At 36.4% G+C, this 22741-nt stretch carries 17 protein-coding genes; 1 reads left to right on the top strand and 16 read right to left on the bottom strand.

Features of this window, described 5'->3' with window-relative positions; genetic code table 11:
* The first annotated feature begins 437 nt into the window (after positions 1–437).
* Positions 438–3068, top strand: coding sequence for an Rne/Rng family ribonuclease (locus ACFIKR_RS06375; RefSeq protein ID WP_375659275.1), 2631 nt, complete (start codon positions 438–440; stop codon positions 3066–3068).
* 79 nt (positions 3069–3147) lie between these two features.
* On the opposite strand, the gene ACFIKR_RS06380 is transcribed toward ACFIKR_RS06375, so the two are convergent.
* From ACFIKR_RS06380 to nuoH, 16 genes are all read right to left on the bottom strand, one after another.
* The gene (locus ACFIKR_RS06380; RefSeq protein ID WP_375659276.1) at positions 3148–3759 is read right to left on the bottom strand and encodes an invasion associated locus B family protein; all 612 of its coding nucleotides are present in this window, start codon (positions 3757–3759) and stop codon (positions 3148–3150) included.
* A gap of 832 nt (positions 3760–4591) precedes the next feature.
* Complete coding sequence (locus ACFIKR_RS06385; RefSeq protein WP_375659277.1) at positions 4592–4951, bottom strand: hypothetical protein; 360 nt, start codon at positions 4949–4951, stop codon at positions 4592–4594.
* Positions 4952–5347: 396 nt separating this feature from the next.
* Complete coding sequence (mfd, locus tag ACFIKR_RS06390; protein WP_375659278.1) at positions 5348–8848, bottom strand: transcription-repair coupling factor; 3501 nt, start codon at positions 8846–8848, stop codon at positions 5348–5350.
* Positions 8849–8853: 5 nt separating this feature from the next.
* Positions 8854–9141, bottom strand: a complete 288-nt coding sequence (locus ACFIKR_RS06395) for a succinate dehydrogenase assembly factor 2 (RefSeq protein ID WP_375659279.1) — start codon at positions 9139–9141, stop codon at positions 8854–8856.
* 65 nt (positions 9142–9206) lie between these two features.
* Entirely contained in the window at positions 9207–9887 is a 681-nt protein-coding gene (locus tag ACFIKR_RS06400; protein WP_375636116.1) for an ABC transporter ATP-binding protein, read from the bottom strand.
* Complete coding sequence (locus tag ACFIKR_RS06405; protein ID WP_375659280.1) at positions 9887–11155, bottom strand: lipoprotein-releasing ABC transporter permease subunit; 1269 nt, start codon at positions 11153–11155, stop codon at positions 9887–9889. The genes ACFIKR_RS06400 and ACFIKR_RS06405 overlap by 1 nt, the downstream gene beginning before the upstream one ends.
* Before the next feature lie 11 nt (positions 11156–11166).
* Positions 11167–12492, bottom strand: coding sequence for a proline--tRNA ligase (gene proS, locus ACFIKR_RS06410; RefSeq protein ID WP_375659281.1), 1326 nt, complete (start codon positions 12490–12492; stop codon positions 11167–11169).
* A 202-nt stretch (positions 12493–12694) separates the two neighbouring features.
* Complete coding sequence (locus ACFIKR_RS06415; RefSeq protein WP_375659282.1) at positions 12695–14371, bottom strand: ribonuclease J; 1677 nt, start codon at positions 14369–14371, stop codon at positions 12695–12697.
* Between the two features lie 46 nt (positions 14372–14417).
* Positions 14418–15227: a biotin--[acetyl-CoA-carboxylase] ligase gene (locus ACFIKR_RS06420; RefSeq protein ID WP_375659283.1), complete on the bottom strand. Its 810-nt coding sequence runs from the start codon at positions 15225–15227 to the stop codon at positions 14418–14420.
* Entirely contained in the window at positions 15227–16681 is a 1455-nt protein-coding gene (gene nuoN / locus ACFIKR_RS06425) for an NADH-quinone oxidoreductase subunit NuoN (RefSeq protein WP_375659284.1), read from the bottom strand. Before nuoN ends, ACFIKR_RS06420 begins: the two co-directional genes overlap by 1 nt.
* Before the next feature lie 17 nt (positions 16682–16698).
* A complete protein-coding gene (locus tag ACFIKR_RS06430) occupies positions 16699–18168 on the bottom strand; it encodes an NADH-quinone oxidoreductase subunit M (protein WP_273787991.1) in 1470 nt (489 codons plus the stop codon).
* A complete protein-coding gene (nuoL, locus tag ACFIKR_RS06435) occupies positions 18168–20132 on the bottom strand; it encodes an NADH-quinone oxidoreductase subunit L (RefSeq protein ID WP_375659289.1) in 1965 nt (654 codons plus the stop codon). Before nuoL ends, ACFIKR_RS06430 begins: the two co-directional genes overlap by 1 nt.
* A 6-nt stretch (positions 20133–20138) precedes the next feature.
* Complete coding sequence (nuoK, locus tag ACFIKR_RS06440) at positions 20139–20447, bottom strand: NADH-quinone oxidoreductase subunit NuoK (protein WP_015856359.1); 309 nt, start codon at positions 20445–20447, stop codon at positions 20139–20141.
* 14 nt (positions 20448–20461) lie between these two features.
* Positions 20462–21082, bottom strand: a complete 621-nt coding sequence (locus ACFIKR_RS06445; protein WP_375636120.1) for an NADH-quinone oxidoreductase subunit J — start codon at positions 21080–21082, stop codon at positions 20462–20464.
* 94 nt (positions 21083–21176) lie between these two features.
* Positions 21177–21668 (bottom strand): NADH-quinone oxidoreductase subunit NuoI, encoded by a 492-nt coding sequence (gene nuoI / locus ACFIKR_RS06450; RefSeq protein ID WP_004860049.1) that lies wholly within the window; start codon positions 21666–21668, stop codon positions 21177–21179.
* Between the two features lie 14 nt (positions 21669–21682).
* Entirely contained in the window at positions 21683–22729 is a 1047-nt protein-coding gene (gene nuoH, locus ACFIKR_RS06455) for an NADH-quinone oxidoreductase subunit NuoH (protein WP_375659290.1), read from the bottom strand.
* Between the last annotated feature and the right edge of the window lie 12 nt (positions 22730–22741).

The following is a 22741-nucleotide window of genomic DNA, read 5'->3' on the forward strand; positions in this document are numbered from 1 at the left end:
CATTGTTACTTGCCAAACGCATAATATCAACATAAAAGAATATTTATGCTTCCTAGCTGATAATAGTCATCTAAATTATCTGTAACTCATATTAAGTTGTCTTTAGAGGTTTTTTGCCTATTATGCGTTGAGACTTTTTTATGGATGAAAAATTTCTATGTTATAACATTAGGATTGCATTACTTAAGATTCGTTGGTTCGGATGTCCGAACTGTTTTAAAGATTATTTTACCGGAGACTTTTAAGAAATATGAGTCATAAAAAACAGATGGAGATAATGATGAGAAATGGTGTAAATGCAGTCATGCCTCTGCACGTGGTGTTCCGTCCTGTTTTTCTGGTACCTCCCTTTTATGGCAGACAGCCTTTTATATTTACGAATAGTTATAGCGTTCGTTTGAATAAAATTGCGCATGTCGCCTTCAGGATATTAACTTATGTCAAACAAAATGCTTATAGATGCCTCCCATCCGGAGGAAACACGTGTTGTTGTTGTTCACGGCAACAAAATTGAAGAACTTGATTTTGAATCAGAACATAGAAAACAGCTCAAGGGGAATATTTATCTCGCACGTATTACGCGTGTAGAACCGTCTCTCCAAGCAGCTTTTGTTGAATATGGTGGAAACCGACATGGTTTTTTAACATTTTCTGAAATTCATCCTGATTATTATCAAATTCCTATTGCTGATCGCCTTGCTCTTCTTGAAGAAGAGGAAAAAGCAGCTGTAGGAGAAAATTCTGTAGATTCCTTTACAGAAGAAGCAACTAAAAATAAAAAACGCTCCAGAAGAACAAAAAAAAATGGAAAAAACAATGTCATAGCAGCCGATATTGAAAATGATATCACATCTGAATCAACAATAATTGATAATACAGAAGAAGCATTAAATGCCGATATCTCTTATGATGAGATCGAAATGGTTGGTGCTGAGGACATCCGTGAAGAGCTCCCAATTTATCAAAGAAAACAAGGGCGCCAGTATAAAATTCAAGAAGTCATTAAACGACGTCAAATTTTGTTGGTACAAGTCATCAAAGAAGAGCGTGGTAATAAAGGTGCTGCCCTTACAACATATCTGTCTTTAGCAGGTCGTTATTCTGTTCTAATGCCCAACACAGCACGTGGTGGTGGTATTTCACGAAAAATTACGAACGTACAAGACCGTAAGCGTCTTAAAGAAATCGTAAAAGAATTAGCAGTTCCAAAAGGTATGGGCGTTATCTTACGAACCGCTGGTGCCAATAGAACAAAAGCTGAAATTAAACGTGATTATGAATATCTTATGCGGTTATGGGATACTATTCGCACTTTGACACTCGGGTCAACGGCGCCATGCCTTGTCCATGAAGAAAGTAATCTCATCAAGCGTTCTATACGAGATCTTTACAATAAGAACATTAGTGAAATTCTTGTCTCTGGAGACCAAGGATATCGTGAAGCGAAAGACTTTATGCGTATGCTCATGCCAAGTCATGCAAAAGTTGTGCAACCTTACCGTGATCCTACACCCATTTTTGCAAGAAATAATATTGAAATTCAACTTGATAAAATGTTGCAACCACAGGTTTCTTTAAAATCTGGTGGTTATCTTGTTATTAATCAAACAGAAGCACTTGTTGCTATTGACGTAAACTCTGGCCGCTCTACGAAGGAATTCTCTGTCGAAAAGACAGCTTTACAAACTAACCTTGAAGCTGCTGAAGAAGTAGCGCGTCAATTACGCTTGCGTGACCTTGCTGGTTTAATTGTGATTGATTTTATTGATATGCTTGAAGAACGCAATGTGAAGCTGGTCGAAAAAAAATTAAAAGATTGTTTAAAAAATGATCGTGCTCGTATTCAAGTAGGTCATATTTCACACTTCGGCCTTTTAGAAATGAGTCGTCAACGTATTCGCATATCGGTTTTAGAAAGTACAACACAGCCCTGCCCACATTGCGCAGGAACAGGAAATATACGTTCTGAATCATCAATTGCGTTACATGTCATGCGCTCAATTGAAGAATATCTTCTTCATAATTCGCAATATAATATTATCGTGCGCACACCCGTAGCAACAGCGCTTTATGTATTAAATCATAAACGCAACATTCTTGTTAATTTAGAAGCTCGTTTTAAGCTTAATATTAGTATTGAAGCAGATGATAGTATTGGAACGCAACATCTTGTTATTTCTAAAGGCTCAATAGCAGAGAGCATTTCTCAATCTTCATTGGAAGATGCTAATAAGCAAGAAATTGAAGATTCTGTTTTCATAAAAAGTGAATCTATTGAAAATTCTTCTCCCATTGAAACAAACCAAAAGCGTCGACGCAAAAATCGTCACGATGAAATTACTGATCATTCTCTCTCCAACGTTCACAAAAAAGAAGATATTTTGAGTGATGATTCTTATCGTCGAGGACGTCGTCGAGGACGTCGTGGTGGTCGACGCAATCAAGATAATAGTTTTCATCAGATTCGCGTTCCTTATGCAGAACCAGTGGGAGATTTTGCTAAGCAAGCTTTAGCGGAAATTAAAGCAGCACATCGCAAACATCGTGTTTCACTTGCTAAATCTTTTGAACTTGAAGAAACAAAAAATAATACACAAGCTCTAGATATACAACAACAGGATGAATCTGAAAAAAATGATACAAGTATTAAACCTAAAAAACGTAAAGCACGTTCTTCAAAAGTAGTAGAAAATCAACTTTCTTTAGAGAATGATCAAAATGTCGTAGAACAAAAATCTCTTGAAGAAAAACCTAAAACTAGTTCAGTACGTAAAGCTAAAACAAAAAAAGCAGACAAATCTATTCATAAAGTAGAAGATAAAACTCTTGAAAATAGTAAAAAGTCAACACGTGGAGCACGTAAAAAATCATCTTCTAAAGAGACAACGCAAATACAAAAAGTATTAGAGAAAGAAACTATAATCGAGATGGAGGAAGTTGTCGAAACCTCTCCTTCCCAAATTGAAAAAACAATTAATCAACCCGTTGTTGTTTCATCAACGCCTAATGATTCTTCCAAAACTGAACGTATTGGTTGGTGGAAACGCAGAATTCTTTCGAAAAATTAAAAAACCGCCACAGAAAACTGTGGCGGTTTAAATAAACAATTATAGAAGACGTTTTAACCAATTCTATGGTGTGGGTTTATCACTTTTGTTTTGCTTTTTCTTGCTCAGCCCGCATACGATCTTCAATTTCTTTTTGCTTTGATTGAATGGCTTGCTGCATCTTTATTTGTTCTTGTTGAAAATCTTTTTCCTCCATACCAGGACCGGTATAGGCTGCTGTAAACCCATTAAGAGAAAATTCAATAGGATTAGCTGAACCACGGAAATTAACTGTGGTTACAACCATTTTTGTACCACTTTTCATAGCTGCTATAAGCTTATCATCTAAGACATCATTGGCAATACAACTTGGTCCATTACAAATAATATAAGGAATTTTTTTAGAGAAGTCGTCACCAATTTTAATTTGAACACCTTCTGGCAAAAAACGACCTGTAGGTACTTGAATACCTATACGTTTTTCATTTTGCTTCCCTTTTATTTCAACAAGATTAAAAGCCGTTAAAGGTTGTCCCGTATTCGATAATACAGTATTCATTGTATTACAAATATCAACATCATGCTGCTTACTGCAAACTTTGTACCAACCTTGTGATAAAGTTTGCGCATTTGCAGAAATACCAGCTATAAGAAAAAGGGCAGCGGCTCCAACTAATACTGAAACAGCAGAATAAACATTTTTATGCGACATGATTAAGTTAATCCTTTCAACGCGCTTTTAAGTAACTTCAAAAAAATATTAAATATAATTTCAACTTAAATTTATTAAATTATAATGAAATAACACTTAATTTTACTATTTTTACTTCAATATAAAAAAAAAAGTCAAATTTAGAGAAAAAAATATGACGAGCTATTCTAATTTTTATACACCCATATAATTCCCCTCTTTATCACATTGGTGTTTGATGCAATCTATCCATAAAACACCTCTGTGCATTTGAGCTAAGATTACACAAACGAATCAATATTGCAATATTAATTAAAATAAACTCCTATAATACTCTAAAAATCTTACTAATTAAACTTTTTACATTTATTAGTCTTCATGTTAAGCTTATGGAACCTTAGTAACAGGTGTTGCGATACGTGAAACTCCAAAATGTCAGATAAATTTTACTGTTTTCCTTATGTGCCTCGTGTGATACACAAAAACAAAATCATTTACGGTATTATTGAAACATTTGATGAATTAAAACCTCTGACTGTCTAAAATTTCTGCATAATTGTAAGAGAAATTTTTGCTAATAGACAATTTTCTGCCCTTGTTTACAACAGAATGGTGATACGCTTATGTAATAAAAATTTCATATTTTATAGCTTCTAACTGAAAAGTTAAGTTTAAAAATACGCTACTAAAGAAGTGCTTTTTCTTATTCATAATTAAGCAACATATTAATTTATAATAATAATTTATTCTTTTACATCATCAAATATTTTTTTCATAGCTATTAAGAGCCTCTGTTAACAATTCTTTTATATTACTATAAACTGAGGCTTATCGAATTAATTGCGTCTTTTGCTCAATAAAAATCTTTATCTTTCCAATCAAAATCTTTGCGTAAAATAGCACCTATATCACTTTGCAATATATCCGCTAAAATTTTGCAACTAATAACAAATATGAGGATAATTTTCCATTTATTAAATAATTCAGCTTTTCTTACTATTCTCCTACTTCGTACTCTCTCGCTATATCTACCTAGAGATAAATTTTTATTTTTTTCAAATAGATCCTGTAATTTCGAACCAAGATTATAATATTCATTCTTCAGATTTTTTAGTTCTTTTAAAAACTTATTCCGTTCCTGCAAACGCTTATAGTATTCTGCTTTAGAAAATTTTTTTCCCAAAATATCTAAATGATAAATACTCATCTTCAATAAATTGTATGCTATCTTTAATATTCTTTCTTTTGTTTTTTTAATGTTATATTGTTCCTTAGAAGATAAATCAGCGTAAGCGTTTTTTATGCTATATATTACAAGGAGTAAAAAACTATCGTTAGCAACTTTTGTAATTAAGAAAGCATGTTATCTTGGCCTAAATTTTTGCTTTTTAGAGAAGATACTTATATGCACGTTCTATTTATTGCGGTTACACCGTCTAAGCTATTTTCTTCATTGTATCAGTATGTCTTATGATAAGGAACGCAAAATGAATATGTGAGGAGTTCTTTTATTATAAACTTAAATTTTATTCTTATAAAAAATCAATAACTAGTTGTTTTATAGAATAATTTTATAAAAATGAGTAACAATTCTGAAACAATAATTTTTTTAACCAGAATGTTTTTCTGCCATTTCGACAAGCTGTGTCATAATATTAGCTGCTCCAACAAGCCTTTCATCCGCTGTGGACCAATCACGAATAAGAGCGATACTTTGATCTGGTCGAATTTTTGCCATCGAACCTTGTCTTCCAACCCACTGAACAAGAGAAACACTATTTGCAAAATAATTATTGCGAAACTGTATAACAATCCCCTTTGGTCCAGTATCCAATTTTTCTACATGCGCTTTTCGACACAATGTTTTGATATAAAAGACTTTTAGAAGGTGTTGAACTTCAAGCGGTAAAGGACCAAAGCGATCAATTAACTCCGCTGCAAATTCATCAATTTGTTCTAAATCATCAAGTTCTGTTAAACGACGATAAAGCCCCATACGTAATGGCAAGTCAGGCACGAAACTTTCTGGTATCATCACTGTTGTACCAAGTGAAATTTGAGGAGACCATTGCTTATCTTCATTTAGCTCTCCATCTTTTAATTCAGCAACAGCTTCTTCAAGCATTTTTTGATAGAGTTCAAATCCAACTTCTTTAATATGCCCCGATTGCTCTTCACCTAAAAAATTGCCTGAACCGCGGATATCCATGTCATGGCTTGCCAATTGAAAACCGGCCCCCAAGGTGTCAAGAGATTGTAAAACTTTGAGACGGCGATCAGCAGCAGCTGTTAAAACTTTACCAGCAGGAAATGTAAAGAGTGCATAAGCACGTTGTTTTGAGCGCCCTACCCTCCCTCGTAACTGATAGAGTGCAGAAAGACCAAACATCTCAGCGCGATGCACAATTAGGGTATTGGCTGTTGGAATATCAAGACCAGATTCAATAATGGTTGTCGATAGCAAAACATCATATTGCCCATCATAAAATGCATTCATGATATCATCAAGTTGTCCAGCCGGCATTTGTCCATGAGCCACAACGAATTTCAGTTCTGGTACATGTGTTTTGAGATATTCTTCTACAAAAGCCAGATCAGAAATACGAGGACAAACATAGAAACTTTGTCCGCCACGATAATATTCTCGAAGCAGGGTCTCCCGTATAACAAGTGCATCAAAGGGTGAAATAAAAGTACGAACCGCCATTCTATCAATGGGGGGCGTTGTTATCAATGAAAGTTCACGTACACCCGATAATGCTAACCCTAAAGTGCGTGGTATGGGAGTTGCTGAAAGTGTGAGAACATGAATATCACTTTTAAGCTCTTTTAAACGCTCTTTGTGTTTGACACCAAAATGCTGTTCCTCATCAATGATGAGAAGGCCTAACCGTAAAAAATTAACTGCACCACTTAATAATGCATGGGTTCCAATGACAATATCGATTGTACCATCTGAAACACCTTTTTTTACTTGTGCAAGTTCTTTCGCTTTTACAAGTCTTGAAGCATGTCCAATTTTAACCGGTAATCCTTGAAACCGCGAAATAAATGTCTTGTAATGTTGACGTGAAAGCAAAGTTGTCGGTACAACAACAGCAACCTGATATCCATTTAATGCTGCGACAAAAGCACTTCGAATGGCTACTTCAGTTTTTCCAAAACCAACATCACCGCATATCAAGCGATCCATAGGCTTTCCTGAGGCTAAATCGTCTAAAACAGCATCAATTGCATTCATTTGATCTTCCGTTTCTTCATAGGGAAAGCAAGCAACAAACTCATCAAATGGTCCAATTGGTGGAAGTAAAGCAGGCGCAGCACGAGTCATACGCTCTGCAGCTATACGAATTAATTGCCCTGCCATTTCCAATAAATGTTTTTTAAGCCGAGCTTTACGTGCTTGCCAAGCAACACCCCCTAATTTATCTAAAGTTACCTCTGTTCCTTCTGAGCCATAACGTGAGAGAAGCTCAATATTTTCAACAGGTAAAAAGAGTAAATCGCCTCCAGCATATCTAATTTCAAGACAATCTCGTAAAATTCCAGTGGTTTTGATGGTTTTAAGACCAACAAATTGGCCAATACCGTGGTCGATATGCACAATAATATCACCAGAATTTAAAGCAGAAATTTCAGAAATAAAATTTGTATTATTTTTACGCCGCTTTGGCGATCTTATAAAACGATCGCCAAGGATATCTTGCTCTGCTATAACAGCCAAATCCTCAGCCTCAAAACCATGTTCTATCATGATAACAGCTGCTAATATGCGATCTCGTGGTGTTGCTTTGACAGTTTGCAAGGATTTTGCAACATCTATTTTTTTCAATCCATGCTCATCGAGAACTTGTAGCAAACGATTGAGAGATCCTTCACTCCAACACGCTAAAAGCACTTTTTTACCAGCAGTGCGTAAAGATGCGATATGATCAATAACACTTGAAAAAACATTTTTTTCCTGCGCATTACGCTCTTTTACAAAATCATATCCCTGTTTAACATTGGTGTGAATAACAGTTTTTTCCAAACTTTGTGGAATATTAAAAGGCGAAAAATCAATACGCTGTGAAGATTGTTGCACACCCTCCAAAACACGCTCTGGCGTTAAATAGAAAAGACTAGGATCTATTGGATGATAAGAAATAGAAATTTTTTCATCATTTTCGCGCTCTTTGCGCGCGTTATAATAGTCCTCAATAAGACGATAGCGCTCAATGAAGGCTTCTTCTATGAGATGCTCAAAAACTATCGGTAAGTTACCACAATGGTCAAAAAAACTATCAAGGTTTTCATAAAAAAATGGAAGCCAATGTTCCATACCGGCAAAACGCCGACCTTGAACAATTGCTTCATAAAGCATGTTATTTTTTTGTGATACACCAAATGTACGGGTATAATTGCTCTTAAAACGGCTTATGCGTTCTGGTGTAAGAACAACCTCACTCATTGCCTGTAATAAAAGTTCAGTTTTTTGACCTGTTGTCCTTTGACTTTCTGGATCAAATATGCGGATACTTTCTAGGGTATCTCCAAAAAAATCAAGACGTAAAGGTTCAACATCCATGGGAGAAAAGATATCAAGTATTCCTCCTCTTACAGCAAACTCACCAACATCACGGACAACCGTAACGCGTTCAAAACCATTGGTTTCTAAAAACTGAATAAGATTTCCCATGTTATTGCGCTGGCCAACACGTGCGTGAATAAGCTGAGCTTCTATCATTTCACGAGGAGGTAACTTTTGCATAATCGCATTTGCTGTTGTTAATATAATTGCAGGATGTGGGTCTTTACGTAAATTTGCTATGTGTGCCAATGCTGATAGTCGACGTGCCATAACAGCAATTCCTGGTGACACACGATCATAAGGCAAACAATCCCATGCAGGAAATTGAAGTATGGGTAAATTGGGCTCAATAAAATTTAAAACTTGTTGTAAATGAACAATTTTTGTTCCGTCGCGGACAACATAGATGAGTGGTTTACCTTGTGCAATTTCTGAACTTAATTTAGCAAGCGCAAAGGCTTCAAATCCATCAGGAACTCCATCAAAAATCATACGAACAGAATTATTTTTGGGAATAACAATTTTTTTAAATATAGGCATCAGGATTAATAACTTAAGCAAATACGATAATTGGCAATATCACGAAAAAGTGGACTATCAACTTCAGAGGGTGGCAAAACTTCTCCAGTAATCCATGTGAGTAAATCACGATCATTAAAAGACATAATATATTCAAGTTCAGAGAGCGTTTTATCATTCATTTCAGCAATATGAGCATCGACATAATGTCCAAAAATGAGATCCATTTCACGAATACCGCGATGCCATGCACGAAAAATCAATCGACGACGACGCACATCTAATTGATTTTTGTCAACGACAAAAACTGTCATAAAAATCTCCTTGAATAAAGTAATATAAACTATTCAATTAGTCGTATAAAATTTGTACCTTGCTTTTAAGGAAGTTCTATAATCTTTTGTTCTTTAAGTGTAATTCGACGATGCATTTGCTTAGCCAAAGCGTAATTATGTGTTGCAATAAGAGCAGAAAGACCCGACTGACGAACAAGGATAGACAAAGCTTGAAAGACATAAGCTGAAGTTACTGGATCAAGATTTCCTGTAGGTTCATCAGCCAAAAGAACCGAAGGGCCATTTGCTACTGCACGTGCAATAGCAACACGTTGTTGTTCTCCTCCCGATAACTCTGAGGGACGATGGTTAGCACGATGAGAAATACGCAGATACGTCAATAATTTGCGCGCACGATCTTCTGCTATGGATTTTTTTAATCCTGCTATCATTTGCGGTACCATGACATTTTCTAACGCCGTAAACTCTGGAAGTAAATGATGAAATTGATAAACAAAACCAATATCATTTCGTCTTATAGCTGTTCGCTCACTATCAGAGCGCTTTGCACAAGAAACACCCCGTAACATCACATCACCAGCTGTTGGTTTTTCTAATAATCCAGCAATATGAAGAAGTGTTGATTTTCCAGCACCAGATGGTGCAACAAGTGCGACAAGTTCTCCACGATTAAGAATAAAATTTGCTTTATCTAAAACAATGAGCGGCTTGTGACTCTCGAAAAAGTGTCTTTCAATCTCTACAAGCTCTAAAATAGCTGTCATTATTCATACCTCAAAGCTTGTACGGGATCTAGCTTAGCAGCACGCCATGCCGGAATGAGAGCAGCAAGAAACGACAAAAATAAAGCCATCATAGCAACCAAGATGGTCTGTTTCCAGTCAATTTGTGCAGGCAATTTTGTTAAAAAATAAAGTTGAGGATTAAAAACGTCGACATTAAATAACCAAGATATAAAGTCTTGGATATGATTAATATTCGCGGTCGCGATAACACCTAAAACTAAACCCAATATAGTTCCAATAAAACCAATCATCATTCCTGTAATGATAAATATACGCAAAATCGCACTCTGTTGAGCCCCCATCGTGCGTAAAATCGCAATATCATGACTTTTATCTTTTACAAGCATAATCAGCCCTGAAATAATATTTAAAGCAGCAACAAGAACGATCAGAGAAAGAATGAAAAACATAACATTTCGTTCAATCTGTAAGGCTGAAAAAAAAGCCTGATTGCGTGTACGCCAATCAATTAAATAGACCTGTTGATCAACTGTTTTTTCTACAACAGGTTTTATTTGATCAACAGCATCAGGATCATTTAGAAATAATTCTAAAGACTGAACCTTATCTCCCAAATTAAAAAACATTTGTGCTTCATGGAGAGGCATAAAGATAAATATTGAATCATATTCAGACATACCAACTTCAAAAATAGCAACGACTTTATAAGCTTTCACGCGTGGGGTAACGCCAAAAGGAGTCTCATCACCATCTGGAGTAATAATACGAATATCTCTTCCAACTGTCAGCCCTAATTTTTCTGCTAAGCCACTTCCAATTGCAACACCTTCTTCTTCATCAAACCGAGAAATCGATCCTAATTTAATGTTTTGAGAGACTGTTTTAAGCTTTTCTAGATCTTGTTTGCGCATACCACGAACTAATGCGCCAGAGCCACCTTGAACTTCACCTTGAACAAGCGCTTGACCTTCAATAACAGGCAAAGCAAACTTCACACCATTTGTAGATTCTAAAGAAGAAATAAGAGTCTTATAATCAGAAAAACCAGAATCAACTGTTTGAACAATAAGATGCCCATTCATACCAAGAATACGATTGAGAAGCTCTGTACGAAAGCCATTCATCACCGCCATAACAACAACCAGAGCAAATACGCCCAACATAATCCCAATAAGAGAAATAATTGAAATAACAGATGCAATGACATGTTTTTTATTGGGAATCATGTAACGAAAAGCGATCATCCACTCATAAGATGAAAACCATTTGTCTTTCAGCCTCTTCATAACATTTCCTATTAATTCATAGAAAGTTGGCTGAGTACATCTTCAACCTTTAGAGATTTTTTTACACCTGTTTTTCGATCTTTAATTTCAACTTCATTTTGTGCAATGCTGTTAGGACCAACAATGATTTGCGTTGGTAAACCAATCAAATCCATTGTTGCAAATTTTGATCCAGGACGTTCATTTCTATCATCTAATAATGGATCAAAACCAGCCTCCTTTAATCCCTGATAGAGAAACTCACATGCCTTCGTGCATTTTTCATCATCGGATTTCATATTGATAATCCCAAAATCAAACGGTGCCATCGACTTTGGCCAAATAATACCATTTTCATCATGAGAAGCCTCTATAGCGGCCGCAACAAGACGCGAAGGTCCAATACCATAAGATCCCATAGCGACTACATGCTCTTTTCCATCTTGTCCCATAACTTTTGCTCCCATTGGAGCAGAATATTTCGTGCCAAAGTGAAAAATATGCCCGACTTCAATACCACGCGCTGAAAGACGATTATGATCAGAAACTTTAGCCCACTCCTCTTCATTATGCATTTCTTCCGTCGCTGCATAAAAAGATGTCCATTGTTTAACAATATCATCTAAAACAGCTTTATCACTAAAATCGATTGAACTATCAGGAACAGTAAGTTCAAGAAATTGTTTATCACAGAAGATAGCGCTCTCTCCCGTTTCAGCCAAAATGATAAATTCATGACTGAGTTTCCCCCCTATTGGACCTGTATCTGCACGCATAGGAATTGCTTTTAAGCCAAGACGAGAAAAAGTGCGTAAATAAGCAACAAACATACGATTATAAGATGTTTTAGAGCCTTCATAATCAAGATCAAAAGAATAAGCATCTTTCATTAAAAATTCCCGTGCCCGCATCACACCAAAACGTGGGCGAATTTCATCACGAAATTTCCATTGAATATGATACAAATTAAGTGGAAGATCTTTATAAGAACGAACATATGAGCGAAAAATATCTGTTACCATCTCTTCATTGGTTGGACCATAAAGTAAATCACGCTTTTGACGATCTTTAATGCGAAGCATTTCCAAACCATAATCATCATAACGACCGCTTTCACGCCAAAGATCAGCAGATTGAATTGTAGGCATCAATATTTCTATTGCACCCGCACGTTCTTGCTCCTCACGAATAATTCTACAAACTTTATCAAGCACTTTTTTTCCCAAAGGAAGCCAAGAATAAATCCCTGATGTTTGTTGTCGAATCATTCCAGCGCGTAACATGAAGCGATGAGAAACAATTTCTGCTTCTTTAGGATTCTCTTTTAAAAGTGGAAGGAAATATTGAGAAAGACGCATTGAAATAATTAACTCCTAATCACACCTATTATATCGAAACAATTTATCATACCCTCTATTCATCTATATCCGCATTCTGAATACTTTCAAATATAACGATCTTATTATTTAAAAATTTATTGGGCTTTATTTTCTATTTTTCTTATTTAGCAATAAAATAAAAATGCTCTTCTCTTTTTAAATAACGTAATATGAAAGTTCCTTATTTTGACCGATGTAAAAAAACTGTACAGATAGGTTTTTTTTGCCAAATTTCATGAACAGCCGCTCTCACAGCACGTCGTGTTGCCTCTCGAATAAGTTCATTATTTTTCTGTTTCATGCGTGGGATATTATAAACTGTATTTTCTACAATATCTAAAAGAATATCTTTTAAACTTTCTCCCTTTCCATTGCTTTCAGGTAACCCGAATGTTGTTAGACCTATATCCCCTAATAATTCATGCTTACTATTTATATGGAGAGAAATAGTAACATGACCAGCATAACTTAGTTTGCGACGTTCACGAATCCCTAGTTCATTTTCATCTCCAATTAGGCAACCATCCTTATAGATGCGGCCAACAGGAACTTGATCAACAACTTCTACAGGCTCTGGTGCAAAACGTAACATATGTCCATTTCTGATATCTGTAACAATTTTAATACCCGCTTGACGTGCTAAAGTTGCCTGAGCCTTAAGATGCATTGCTTCCCCATGTACAGGAACAAGTATCTGTGGTTTTACCCAATCATACATCTGTAAAAGTTCTGAACGACGGGGATGACCTGAAACATGAACAAGTGCATCTTCATTCGTAATAATTTCAATACCCAAATCAATGAAACGATTTTGTACCTCAATAATCGCTTTTTCGTTTCCTGGAATACTTCGTGATGAATAAATAACGGTATCACCAGCAGAAAGTGCAATATTTCTCATTCCATCACGTGACAGTTTAGCCAAAGCAGCACATGGCTCACCTTGGCTCCCTGTAACAATTAAAACAAGATCTTTTCGCGAGATGTAACCATAATCATCTTCCGTTACAAATGGTGCTAAACCATTCATATAACCAAGTTCTTGTGCAACCATAATACTTCGCTTAAGGGAACGCCCAATAACAAGCACTTTACGTCCAGCAGCTTCAGCTGCAAGAGCAATAGAACGTATCCGACCAATATTAGAAGAAAAAGTTGCTATTGCAACGCGCCCTTCAGCTTTGGAAATAATCTCAGAAAGACTGGCTTGAACCTGCTGCTCTGATGGAGATATACCATCCCGACACGCATTTGTAGAATCACAAAGTAATGCTAAAACACCTTTTTTTCCTAACGCACGAAATCTTTTTTCATCCGTCACGGCCCCAAGTGAAGGAGTATGATCAATTTTCCAATCACCAGTATGAATCACAGTCCCCAGAGAGGTTGTAATTGCTAAAGATACAGATTCTGGTATTGAATGGTTAACAGCTATAGACTCTACAGCAAAGGAACCTACCTGAAAACAATCACCAGCTTGAAAAATATTGAGTAAAATTTTTTGAGATTCAAAATCTAATTGTTTTTTAGTTTCCAATAATCCTGCCGTAAAAGGCGTACAGTAAATTGGAACTTGTAACTTTGGCCATAAATCAAGAACGGCCCCATAATGATCTTCGTGTGCATGTGTTAAAACAAGACCCCGTATATTATGTTTTTCACTTTCTAGAAAACGAATATCAGGAAAAACAAGGTCGATTCCTGGTAATTCAGAACCAGCAAAACTAATTCCCATATCAACCAGCAGCCATTCACGAAGATGTTGGGGACCAAATCCGTAAGCAGCTAAATTCATCCCTATTTCACCTACACCTCCCAGAGGTAAAAAAACAAATTCATTCTTATTGGCTGCAACCATAAACATCTCCCAAAATCATTAAGGTATCTGATGGTAAAATAATTTTTTAATAACGACCTGCATTAATAGAAGCAGCCGAACCAAAATGAACATCTCCAGCTGTTATAATGGCTGTCTGACCATTTTTTTGCTTTATGATGCAGTTAAAATCACTATCAAGACCATCAAAAACACCCTCAATGACTTTTTCATCATTCACCACTTTGACATGTTTCCCAAGGTGAGCAGAATATAAAAGCCATTTTTTTCGGATTATTTCACATCCTTTTGGTTGTTTCCAAAGAAGGTAATTTTTAGAAAAACACTCCGTCAAAACCGTAAATAATTGTTCTGCTTCAATATGCAAACCGATATTCTTTAAGCTTGAAGTGGGATAGGGTGCATTTTCATAATTATATTTCACATTTATTCCAATACCAATAACCAATGCATATTGTTGTGATGACAATTTTAAAATCTCAAGCAAAACTCCAGAGCTTTTTGCTCCTCTGAGCAAAATATCGTTTGGCCATTTTAAACTCACAATATTGTCTGTCTGCTTTTCATCTTTTATCAATTGTTTTATTGCCTCTGCCACACTTATTCCAGCAACAAAACCAAGTTGAGCTGCAGTTTGATGAACAATATCATCAATTAATAAAAGACTAGAATAAAGGTTCCCTTTGGGACTAGACCAAGTCCTCCCTCTTCTTGCTCTTCCTTGTGATTGTTCTTGTGCAACAATCCAAAGATTACCTTGATGACCAGTTTGCGCTTTTCGTTGCGCAATGAGATTTGTTGAGTCAACACTATCGTACGCTTCAATAGTGTATCCTTGTTCTTGAGCAAAATCTGATAAAATATAAACCATATTCATTAAAACAATGCAGCTGCTGCTTTTTCTGCTAATTCAGCAAACCAAACTCCAAAAAGTGTATAAAATAAAATAAACAATGCAGAAAGACCGAGACAAAATTGAAGCTCATTCGATAAAGCAACAAAATGCGCTTTTGCGTCATCAAACCACATAATTTTAATGACTCGTAAATAGTAAAAAGCTCCAACGACAGATGCTATCATCCCAACAACTGCAAGTGGCGTCAGACCAGCATGGACAGCAGCAGAAAATGTATACCACTTCCCAAAAAAACCAGCCATAGGTGGTACACTAGCTAACGAGAAAAGCTGTATTGTCATAACAATAGCCATAAACGGATTTGTCTTTGCTAACCCTGAAAGATCATAAATATTTTCAACATTGCTATTCTGAGAGCGCATTCCAAGAATAAAAGCAAACGAGCCAATCGTCATTCCAAGATAAATCGTCATATAAAGAATAACACTTTTTATTCCTAGCATATCTCCAGCAGATAAACCAACAAGTGCATAGCCCATATGACTGATCGACGAATAAGCCATTAAGCGCTTAATGTTATTTTGACCAATTGCAGCAAATGCACCAAGTATCATTGATGCAATCGCCATGAAGACCAAAATTTGTTGCCATGCAGGCATCACATTATCAACATGCCCTAGGGGAATAAAGGTCATCACAATAATACGGATGATTAAAGCCATTGCAGCAACTTTAGGAGCACCAGCAAAAAATGCTGTAATCGGTGTTGGCGCTCCTTCATAAACATCAGGTGTCCACATATGAAATGGAACAGCAGAAATTTTGAAAGCCAAACCAGCTAAAATAAAAACAATTCCAAAGATAACTCCCAATTGCAAATTTTTACTTTTTAAAGCAACAGCAATTTCGTGAAAACCAATTTGACCCGTAAAACCATAAAGCAAAGAAATACCATAAAGCAGCAATCCTGAAGATAATGCTCCTAAAACAAAGTATTTTATACCGGCTTCAGAAGATTTTACATTATTACGATTAATCGCTGCTAAAACATATAAAGCTAAAGATTGCAGTTCTAACCCCATATAAAGCGACAGCATATTACCCGCTGAAATCATAAACATCATTCCAAGGGTTGCTAAAAGAACAAGCACTGGAAATTCGAATATATTAAACTTTTGTGCATTGGCAAAACCAACAGACATGATAAGAGAAAAGAGTGCACCAATAAGCATTAAAATTTTCATATAACGACTAAAGGAATCAATAACGAGCGCATTGGTTTGAAATGAACCATTTTTCGGAAAAACTATAAGAATAATAATGGTTGCCACAAGAAGTGCCATGGCTAAACCTGTTACTGTTAAAGAAGCACGTGTATTGGAATAAACACCAATCATAAGCAACACGACAGCTCCTAATGCGATTAAAAGCTCCGGAAGAATTAAGACTAATTGCGCTATTATTTCAGTTTGCATGTGCATTCTTCCCTTATCTAGTGCAGTTTATTGATGAGGGTTTCTACGGAAAACGCCGTTGCTTTAAGAATAGGCGTTGGATAGATACCAAAGAATATTGTAAGAATAACCATTGGATAAAGGATGAATTTTTCTCTTAAAGAAAGATCTATTAATACTTTTAAATTTTCTTTATCCAAGGAACCAAAAACCACACGCCGATAAAGATAAAGGGCATAGGCTGCCGATAAGATAACACCTGTTGTTGCTAGAACAACAACCAATTTATTTACTTGAAAAACACCTATTAAGGTTAAAAATTCACCCAAAAATCCTGAGCTTCCAGGCAAACCAACATTTGCCATAGTGAAAATTAAGAAAACAACTGCATATTTAGGCATATTATTCACTAAACCACCAAACGCTGAAATTTCACGTGTATGCAAGCGATCATAGATAACTCCAACACAAAGAAACAACGCTGCTGAAACAATTCCATGGGATAGCATCTGATAAATAGCCCCTTGTATCCCTTGTTCATTCGCAGAAAAAATGCCCATTGTCACATACCCCATATGCGCTATTGAAGAATAAGCAATAAGCTTTTTGATGTCATTTTGAACAAGTGCAACCAACGACGTATAAATAATAGCGATAAGCGATAATGTGAAAATCAAAGGTGCAAAATCTGCTGAAGCGATAGGAAACATAGGCAAAGAAAAACGAAGAAAACCATACCCACCTAATTTGAGTAAGACACCAGCTAAAATAACGGAACCCGCTGTCGGTGCTTCCACGTGAGCATCAGGAAGCCATGTATGAACTGGCCACATTGGCATTTTAACTGCGAAAGAAGCAAAAAATGCAAGCCATAACCATATTTGCATATGAGCAGGAAACTGGTAATTGAGTAAAGTTGGTATATCAAGTGTCCCAGCCTCCCAATACATAGCCATAAGAGCAACCAGCATAAGCACTGAACCAAGTAAAGTATATAAGAAAAACTTTATACTTGCATAAACACGACGTGCTCCACCCCATACACCTATAATGATAAACATTGGAATAAGGCTGCCTTCAAAAAAAACATAGAACAGCATTGCATCAAGAGCACAAAAAACGCCAATAATCGCAACTTCTAGAAGAAGAAATGCAATCATATAAGCCTTTAATCTCTCTTTAACATTCTCCCAACTTGCTAAAATACAAAAAGGCAAAAGAAAAGCCGAGAGAACAACAAAAAGAATAGAAATACCATCAACCCCCATATGATAGCTAATGCCCCCCCCTAACCAACTGGACTTTTCAACCATTTGAAAATTTGGGTTGCTAGAATCAAATCCTATCCAAATAATTAAAGAAATAATAAAAACAAATAGAGTCGTAAAAAATGCGACATTACGTATATTATGGCGTGCTACTTCACTATCATCTTTGATAAACAAAATCAGAAGCACACCAACAAGTGGCAAAAATGTAACCGTAGAAAGAATAGGCCAATCGGTCATTAGTTTACGCCCCCGATCATCATCCATGTAATGAGTAATGCAACGCCGATAAGCATTGCAAATGCATAGTGGTAAAGATAGCCTGTTTGCAATCGAACAATTCTATTTGTAATATCAACAACACGCGCTGCGATACCATTAGGACCTAGACCATCAATAATCTTACCGTCTCCCACTTTCCAAAGAAAAGAACCAATTCTAAAGGTAGGACGAACAAACAAAAAATTATATAATTGATCGAAATACCATTTTTGGTACAGAAAATTATATGCTCTTGGCATAATACGAACCATTTTCTTAGGAAGAGATGGAATAGAAACATAAAATAAATAAGCTAAAATAAACCCAAGAACCATCGCTATAAAGGGCGACCATTTTACCCAATTAAAGACATGGTGGGCATCATGAAGAATGTGATTGTGTCTGCTTGTAAATAATGCTCCCTTCCAAAAAGCATTATACAAGTCACCAAAAAAGTAAGGTTGGAAAACGACACCAGAAAATATTGCTCCAATAGATAAAAGAAAGAGTGGAATCAACATAACTGGAGGTGATTCATGAACATGATGCATAACATCAACTGTTGCCCGTGGTTTACCATGGAATGTCATAAAGATAAGCCGCCATGAATAGAAACTTGTTAATAAAGCTGCAAAAACAAGAAGATAAAAAGCATATCCTGAAGCAATATTATGGGATACAAAAGCAGACTCTATAATCGCATCTTTTGAGAAAAAACCTGCAGTCCCGAAAAGTGTTCCTGGAATTCCAACACCTGTCAATGCAATGGTCCCGACCAGCATCATCCAATAGGTGACTTTTATATGTTTGCGTAACCCACCCATTTTTCGCATATCTTGTTCATCAGATACAGCATGAATGACAGAACCTGCACCAAGAAACAATAAGGCTTTAAAAAAAGCATGCGTAAAAAGATGAAAGACAGCAGCGCCATAAGCTCCAACACCTAATGCCACAAACATATAACCGAGCTGAGAGCATGTAGAATAAGCAATAACACGTTTAATATCATTCTGCACCAACCCCACAGTTGCTGCAAAAAACGCTGTTGTTGCTCCAACAATAATAATCACGGTCAAAGCAGTTGAAGAAAGTTCAAAAATTGGCGACATACGCGCAACCATAAAAACACCAGCCGTTACCATTGTAGCAGCATGAATAAGCGCTGATACAGGGGTTGGTCCTTCCATTGCATCAGGCAGCCAAGTATGTAAAAGAAATTGTGCTGATTTTCCCATCGCGCCAATAAATAATAAAAGGCATGTAATGGTAATTGCCGTCTGCCCATCAAATTGCCAACCTAAAAATGTCATATTTTGTATAAGGTTATTGTTTGCAGCTTTTGCAAAAATGGAAGCAAAATCAACCGATTGGAATAAAACAAAAATACTAAAGATTCCTAAGAGAAAACCAAAGTCTCCAACACGATTAACTACAAAAGCTTTCATTGCGGCCTTATTAGCAGAATCGCGCTGAAACCAAAAACCAATGAGTAAATAAGAAGCAAGTCCGACACCTTCCCATCCAAAAAACATCTGAATCAAATTATTGGATGTGACCAACATAAGCATCATAAATGTAAACAAAGAAAGATAAGAAAAAAAACGAGACCTTGAAGGGTCATGGTGCATATAACCAATTGAATAAATATGTACCAATGCCGAAACACTGTTCACAACAATAAGCATGACAGCTGTTAATGTATCAACATGTAAAGCCCAATTAAAGCTTAAGTCACCAATAGTAATCCAATGTAATACCAAGACATCAATCGCTGGAATATGACCAAGTGCAATACTGAAAAATGCTATCCACGATAGTATGGCAACAACAACCATAAAGCTACATGTTATCAATTCGCTCGCACGATCTCCTATCGTTTTTCCACCTAGTGCAGCAATTAAAAAACCCAAAAGCGGAAGAAAGACAATCGTATAATACATCACTGGTTAGCCTTTCATTACATTAACATCTTCAACCGCAATGGAACCACGATTACGGAAAAAAACGACTAGAATTGCTAAACCAATGGCAGCTTCAGCAGCTGCTACGGTTAAGACAAATAAAGCGAATATCTGACCAACGAGATCATGAAGAAATGCTGAAAATGCAACAAAATTGAGATTAACTGAAAGCAATATAAGCTCAATGGACATCAAGATAATAATCACGTTTTTTCTGTTGAGAAAAATTCCAGCAATACCAATTGTAAACATCAAAGCAGAAACAGTGAGATAATGTGTAATATCAATATACATCTACATAGCCCCCCTTACATACCTTTGCCTGATTCAACTTGTTTGATTTCAATGGCACTTTCTACCGTTCTAGAAACTTGCTCCGCAATAGATTGCCGCTTTACTCCTAATTTATGACGAAGTGTTAAAACAATAGCCCCAATCATTGCAACCAATAAAATCATTCCAGCAATTTGAAAATAAAAAACATAATCCGTATAGAGAATATCACCTAATGCTTGTGTATTTGTTCGCTGCGCTAAATCTGGCATTGGTTGGGTAACATGCGTTCTCAAGTCCGGAGAAAAATAGCTACTCACAAAAACAACAATCAATTCTACAGCGATAATAACACCAATAAGAGCTCCAATAGGAGCATACCGAAGAGTTCCACTCTTTAATTCAGCAAAATCAACGTCAAGCATCATAACGACAAATAAAAATAAAACAGCGACAGCTCCAACATACACAACAAGCAGAATAAGCCCTAAAAACTCTGCTCCTGCAAGCAAAAATAAAGCCGCTGCATTAAAAAATGCGAGGATTAAAAACAAAACAGAATGCACTGGATTGCGTGCTGTAATAACAATAACTGCACTTGTTAGCATAATAAAAGCAAACAAATAGAAAAATGCCGCCGCTAGATCTGTTAGCATAGGCTTCTCCTCAAATATTCAAACAATTGGTATAAACTTCATACCAGATTACAATTTATCGGAAAAATATCCGACACCTCATTTAACGATACACTTAACGATAAGGCGCATCCATCAATATATTTCGAGCAATTTCTCGCTCCCAACGATCTCCATTCATTAAAAGCTTTTCTTTATCATAATAGAGTTCTTCACGCGTTTCTGTTGCAAATTCAAAATTTGGACCTTCAACAATAGCCTCTACCGGACAAGCCTCTTGACAAAAACCGCAGTAGATACACTTAACCATATCGATATCATAACGAACAGTTCTACGCGTACCATCATTACGTCGCGGTCCAGCCTCAATTGTAATCGCTTGCGCAGGGCAAATCGCTTCACATAATTTACAAGCAATACACCGTTCTTCACCATTTGGATAGCGACGCAATGCATGCTCACCGCGAAAACGCTGAGATACAAAACCTTTTTCATAAGGATAATTAATCGTGGGCTTTGGTGAAAAAAATTGACGCATGGCTAAGAAAAAAGCACTCACAAATTCCAATAGAAGAAGTGACTTTGCCGCCTGAATAAAACCTGACATCGTAAAATCTCCTCTTAAACGAAATCCGTAAACTTTAAAAAAGCAGCAGTTATCACAACCATTGCTAGTGAGAGAGGAAGAAAAACCTTCCAACCAAGCCGCATGAGCTGATCATAGCGATAACGTGGAACAAATGCTTTAACCATAGCAAACCAAAAAAATACAAAACAGACTTTTAAAACAAACCAAATGATACCAGGAACCCAATTAAACCACCAAACATCTAAGGGTGGCAGCCAACCGCCTAAAAATAGAATGGTTGTTAATGCGCACATTAAAACAATCGCAACATATTCACCAAGAAAGAAAAGCATGTAAGGCGTTGAAGAATATTCTACCATATGACCAGCTACAAGTTCAGATTCTGCTTCCACCAAATCAAATGGAGGACGGTTTGTCTCTGCGAGCGCAGAAATAAAAAATATAATAAACATTGGAAAAAGGACCAACCAATTCCAATCGAGAAAGCTGTTAAAAGGAAGACCAAGAGTTGTACCAATTCCAGAACTTTGTTTATGAACAATTGTTGTGAGATCCAATGAGCCACTTATTAAAATGACAGTCACAAGCACAAAACCAATGGAAACTTCATAAGAAACCATTTGTGCCGCCGAACGAAGCGCTCCTAAGAAAGGATATTTAGAGTTTGATGCCCATCCCCCCATAATAACACCATAAACTTCAAGAGATGAAATGGCTAAGATATAAAGCAAGCCAACATTAATTTTTGCAACTTCCCAACCTTCATTAACTGGAATAACAGCCCACGTTGATAAAGCAAGTGTAGCAGACACAAAAGGCGCCAACAGAAAAACACCCTTATTAGCACCAGCAGGGATAATAGGCTCTTTAACAACAAATTTAATTAAATCCGCAAAAGACTGTAACAAACCCCATGGACCAACAACGTTTGGTCCACGACGCAATTGTACCGCTGCCCAAATCTTTCTATCTGCGTAAAGAAGATAAGCAACTAAGATCAAAAGAACGACCAAAAGAAGAAGTGTTTTTCCAACTATAATGAGTAATGGCAACAGCCAAGTCATAAAGAAATCATACATCATTATTCCTTT

Origin of the sequence: Bartonella sp. MR30HLJHH, from assembly GCF_042194195.1 — a bacterium.
Classification (GTDB): Bacteria; Pseudomonadota; Alphaproteobacteria; order Rhizobiales; family Rhizobiaceae; genus Bartonella; species Bartonella grahamii.

What these genes read in the sequence shown, in the direction of transcription:
- proS (WP_375659281.1), bottom strand. Translation starts at nt 12,492, where the DNA reads ATGCGTCTTTCTCAATATTTCCTTCCACTTTTAAAAGAGAATCCTAAA.
- ACFIKR_RS06400 (WP_375636116.1), bottom strand. Translation starts at nt 9,887, where the DNA reads ATGACAGCTATTTTAGAGCTTGTAGAGATTGAAAGACACTTTTTCGAG.
- nuoN (WP_375659284.1), bottom strand. Translation starts at nt 16,681, where the DNA reads ATGCAAACTGAAATAATAGCGCAATTAGTCTTAATTCTTCCGGAGCTT.
- ACFIKR_RS06420 (WP_375659283.1), bottom strand. Translation starts at nt 15,227, where the DNA reads ATGAATATGGTTTATATTTTATCAGATTTTGCTCAAGAACAAGGATAC.
- ACFIKR_RS06380 (WP_375659276.1), bottom strand. Translation starts at nt 3,759, where the DNA reads ATGTCGCATAAAAATGTTTATTCTGCTGTTTCAGTATTAGTTGGAGCC.
- ACFIKR_RS06375 (WP_375659275.1), top strand. Translation starts at nt 438, where the DNA reads ATGTCAAACAAAATGCTTATAGATGCCTCCCATCCGGAGGAAACACGT.
- mfd (WP_375659278.1), bottom strand. Translation starts at nt 8,848, where the DNA reads ATGCCTATATTTAAAAAAATTGTTATTCCCAAAAATAATTCTGTTCGT.
- ACFIKR_RS06405 (WP_375659280.1), bottom strand. Translation starts at nt 11,155, where the DNA reads ATGAAGAGGCTGAAAGACAAATGGTTTTCATCTTATGAGTGGATGATC.
- nuoI (WP_004860049.1), bottom strand. Translation starts at nt 21,668, where the DNA reads ATGTCAGGTTTTATTCAGGCGGCAAAGTCACTTCTTCTATTGGAATTT.
- ACFIKR_RS06445 (WP_375636120.1), bottom strand. Translation starts at nt 21,082, where the DNA reads ATGCTAACAGATCTAGCGGCGGCATTTTTCTATTTGTTTGCTTTTATT.
- ACFIKR_RS06395 (WP_375659279.1), bottom strand. Translation starts at nt 9,141, where the DNA reads ATGACAGTTTTTGTCGTTGACAAAAATCAATTAGATGTGCGTCGTCGT.
- nuoH (WP_375659290.1), bottom strand. Translation starts at nt 22,729, where the DNA reads ATGTATGATTTCTTTATGACTTGGCTGTTGCCATTACTCATTATAGTT.
- nuoL (WP_375659289.1), bottom strand. Translation starts at nt 20,132, where the DNA reads ATGTATTATACGATTGTCTTTCTTCCGCTTTTGGGTTTTTTAATTGCT.
- ACFIKR_RS06415 (WP_375659282.1), bottom strand. Translation starts at nt 14,371, where the DNA reads ATGGTTGCAGCCAATAAGAATGAATTTGTTTTTTTACCTCTGGGAGGT.
- ACFIKR_RS06430 (WP_273787991.1), bottom strand. Translation starts at nt 18,168, where the DNA reads ATGACCGATTGGCCTATTCTTTCTACGGTTACATTTTTGCCACTTGTT.
- nuoK (WP_015856359.1), bottom strand. Translation starts at nt 20,447, where the DNA reads ATGTATATTGATATTACACATTATCTCACTGTTTCTGCTTTGATGTTT.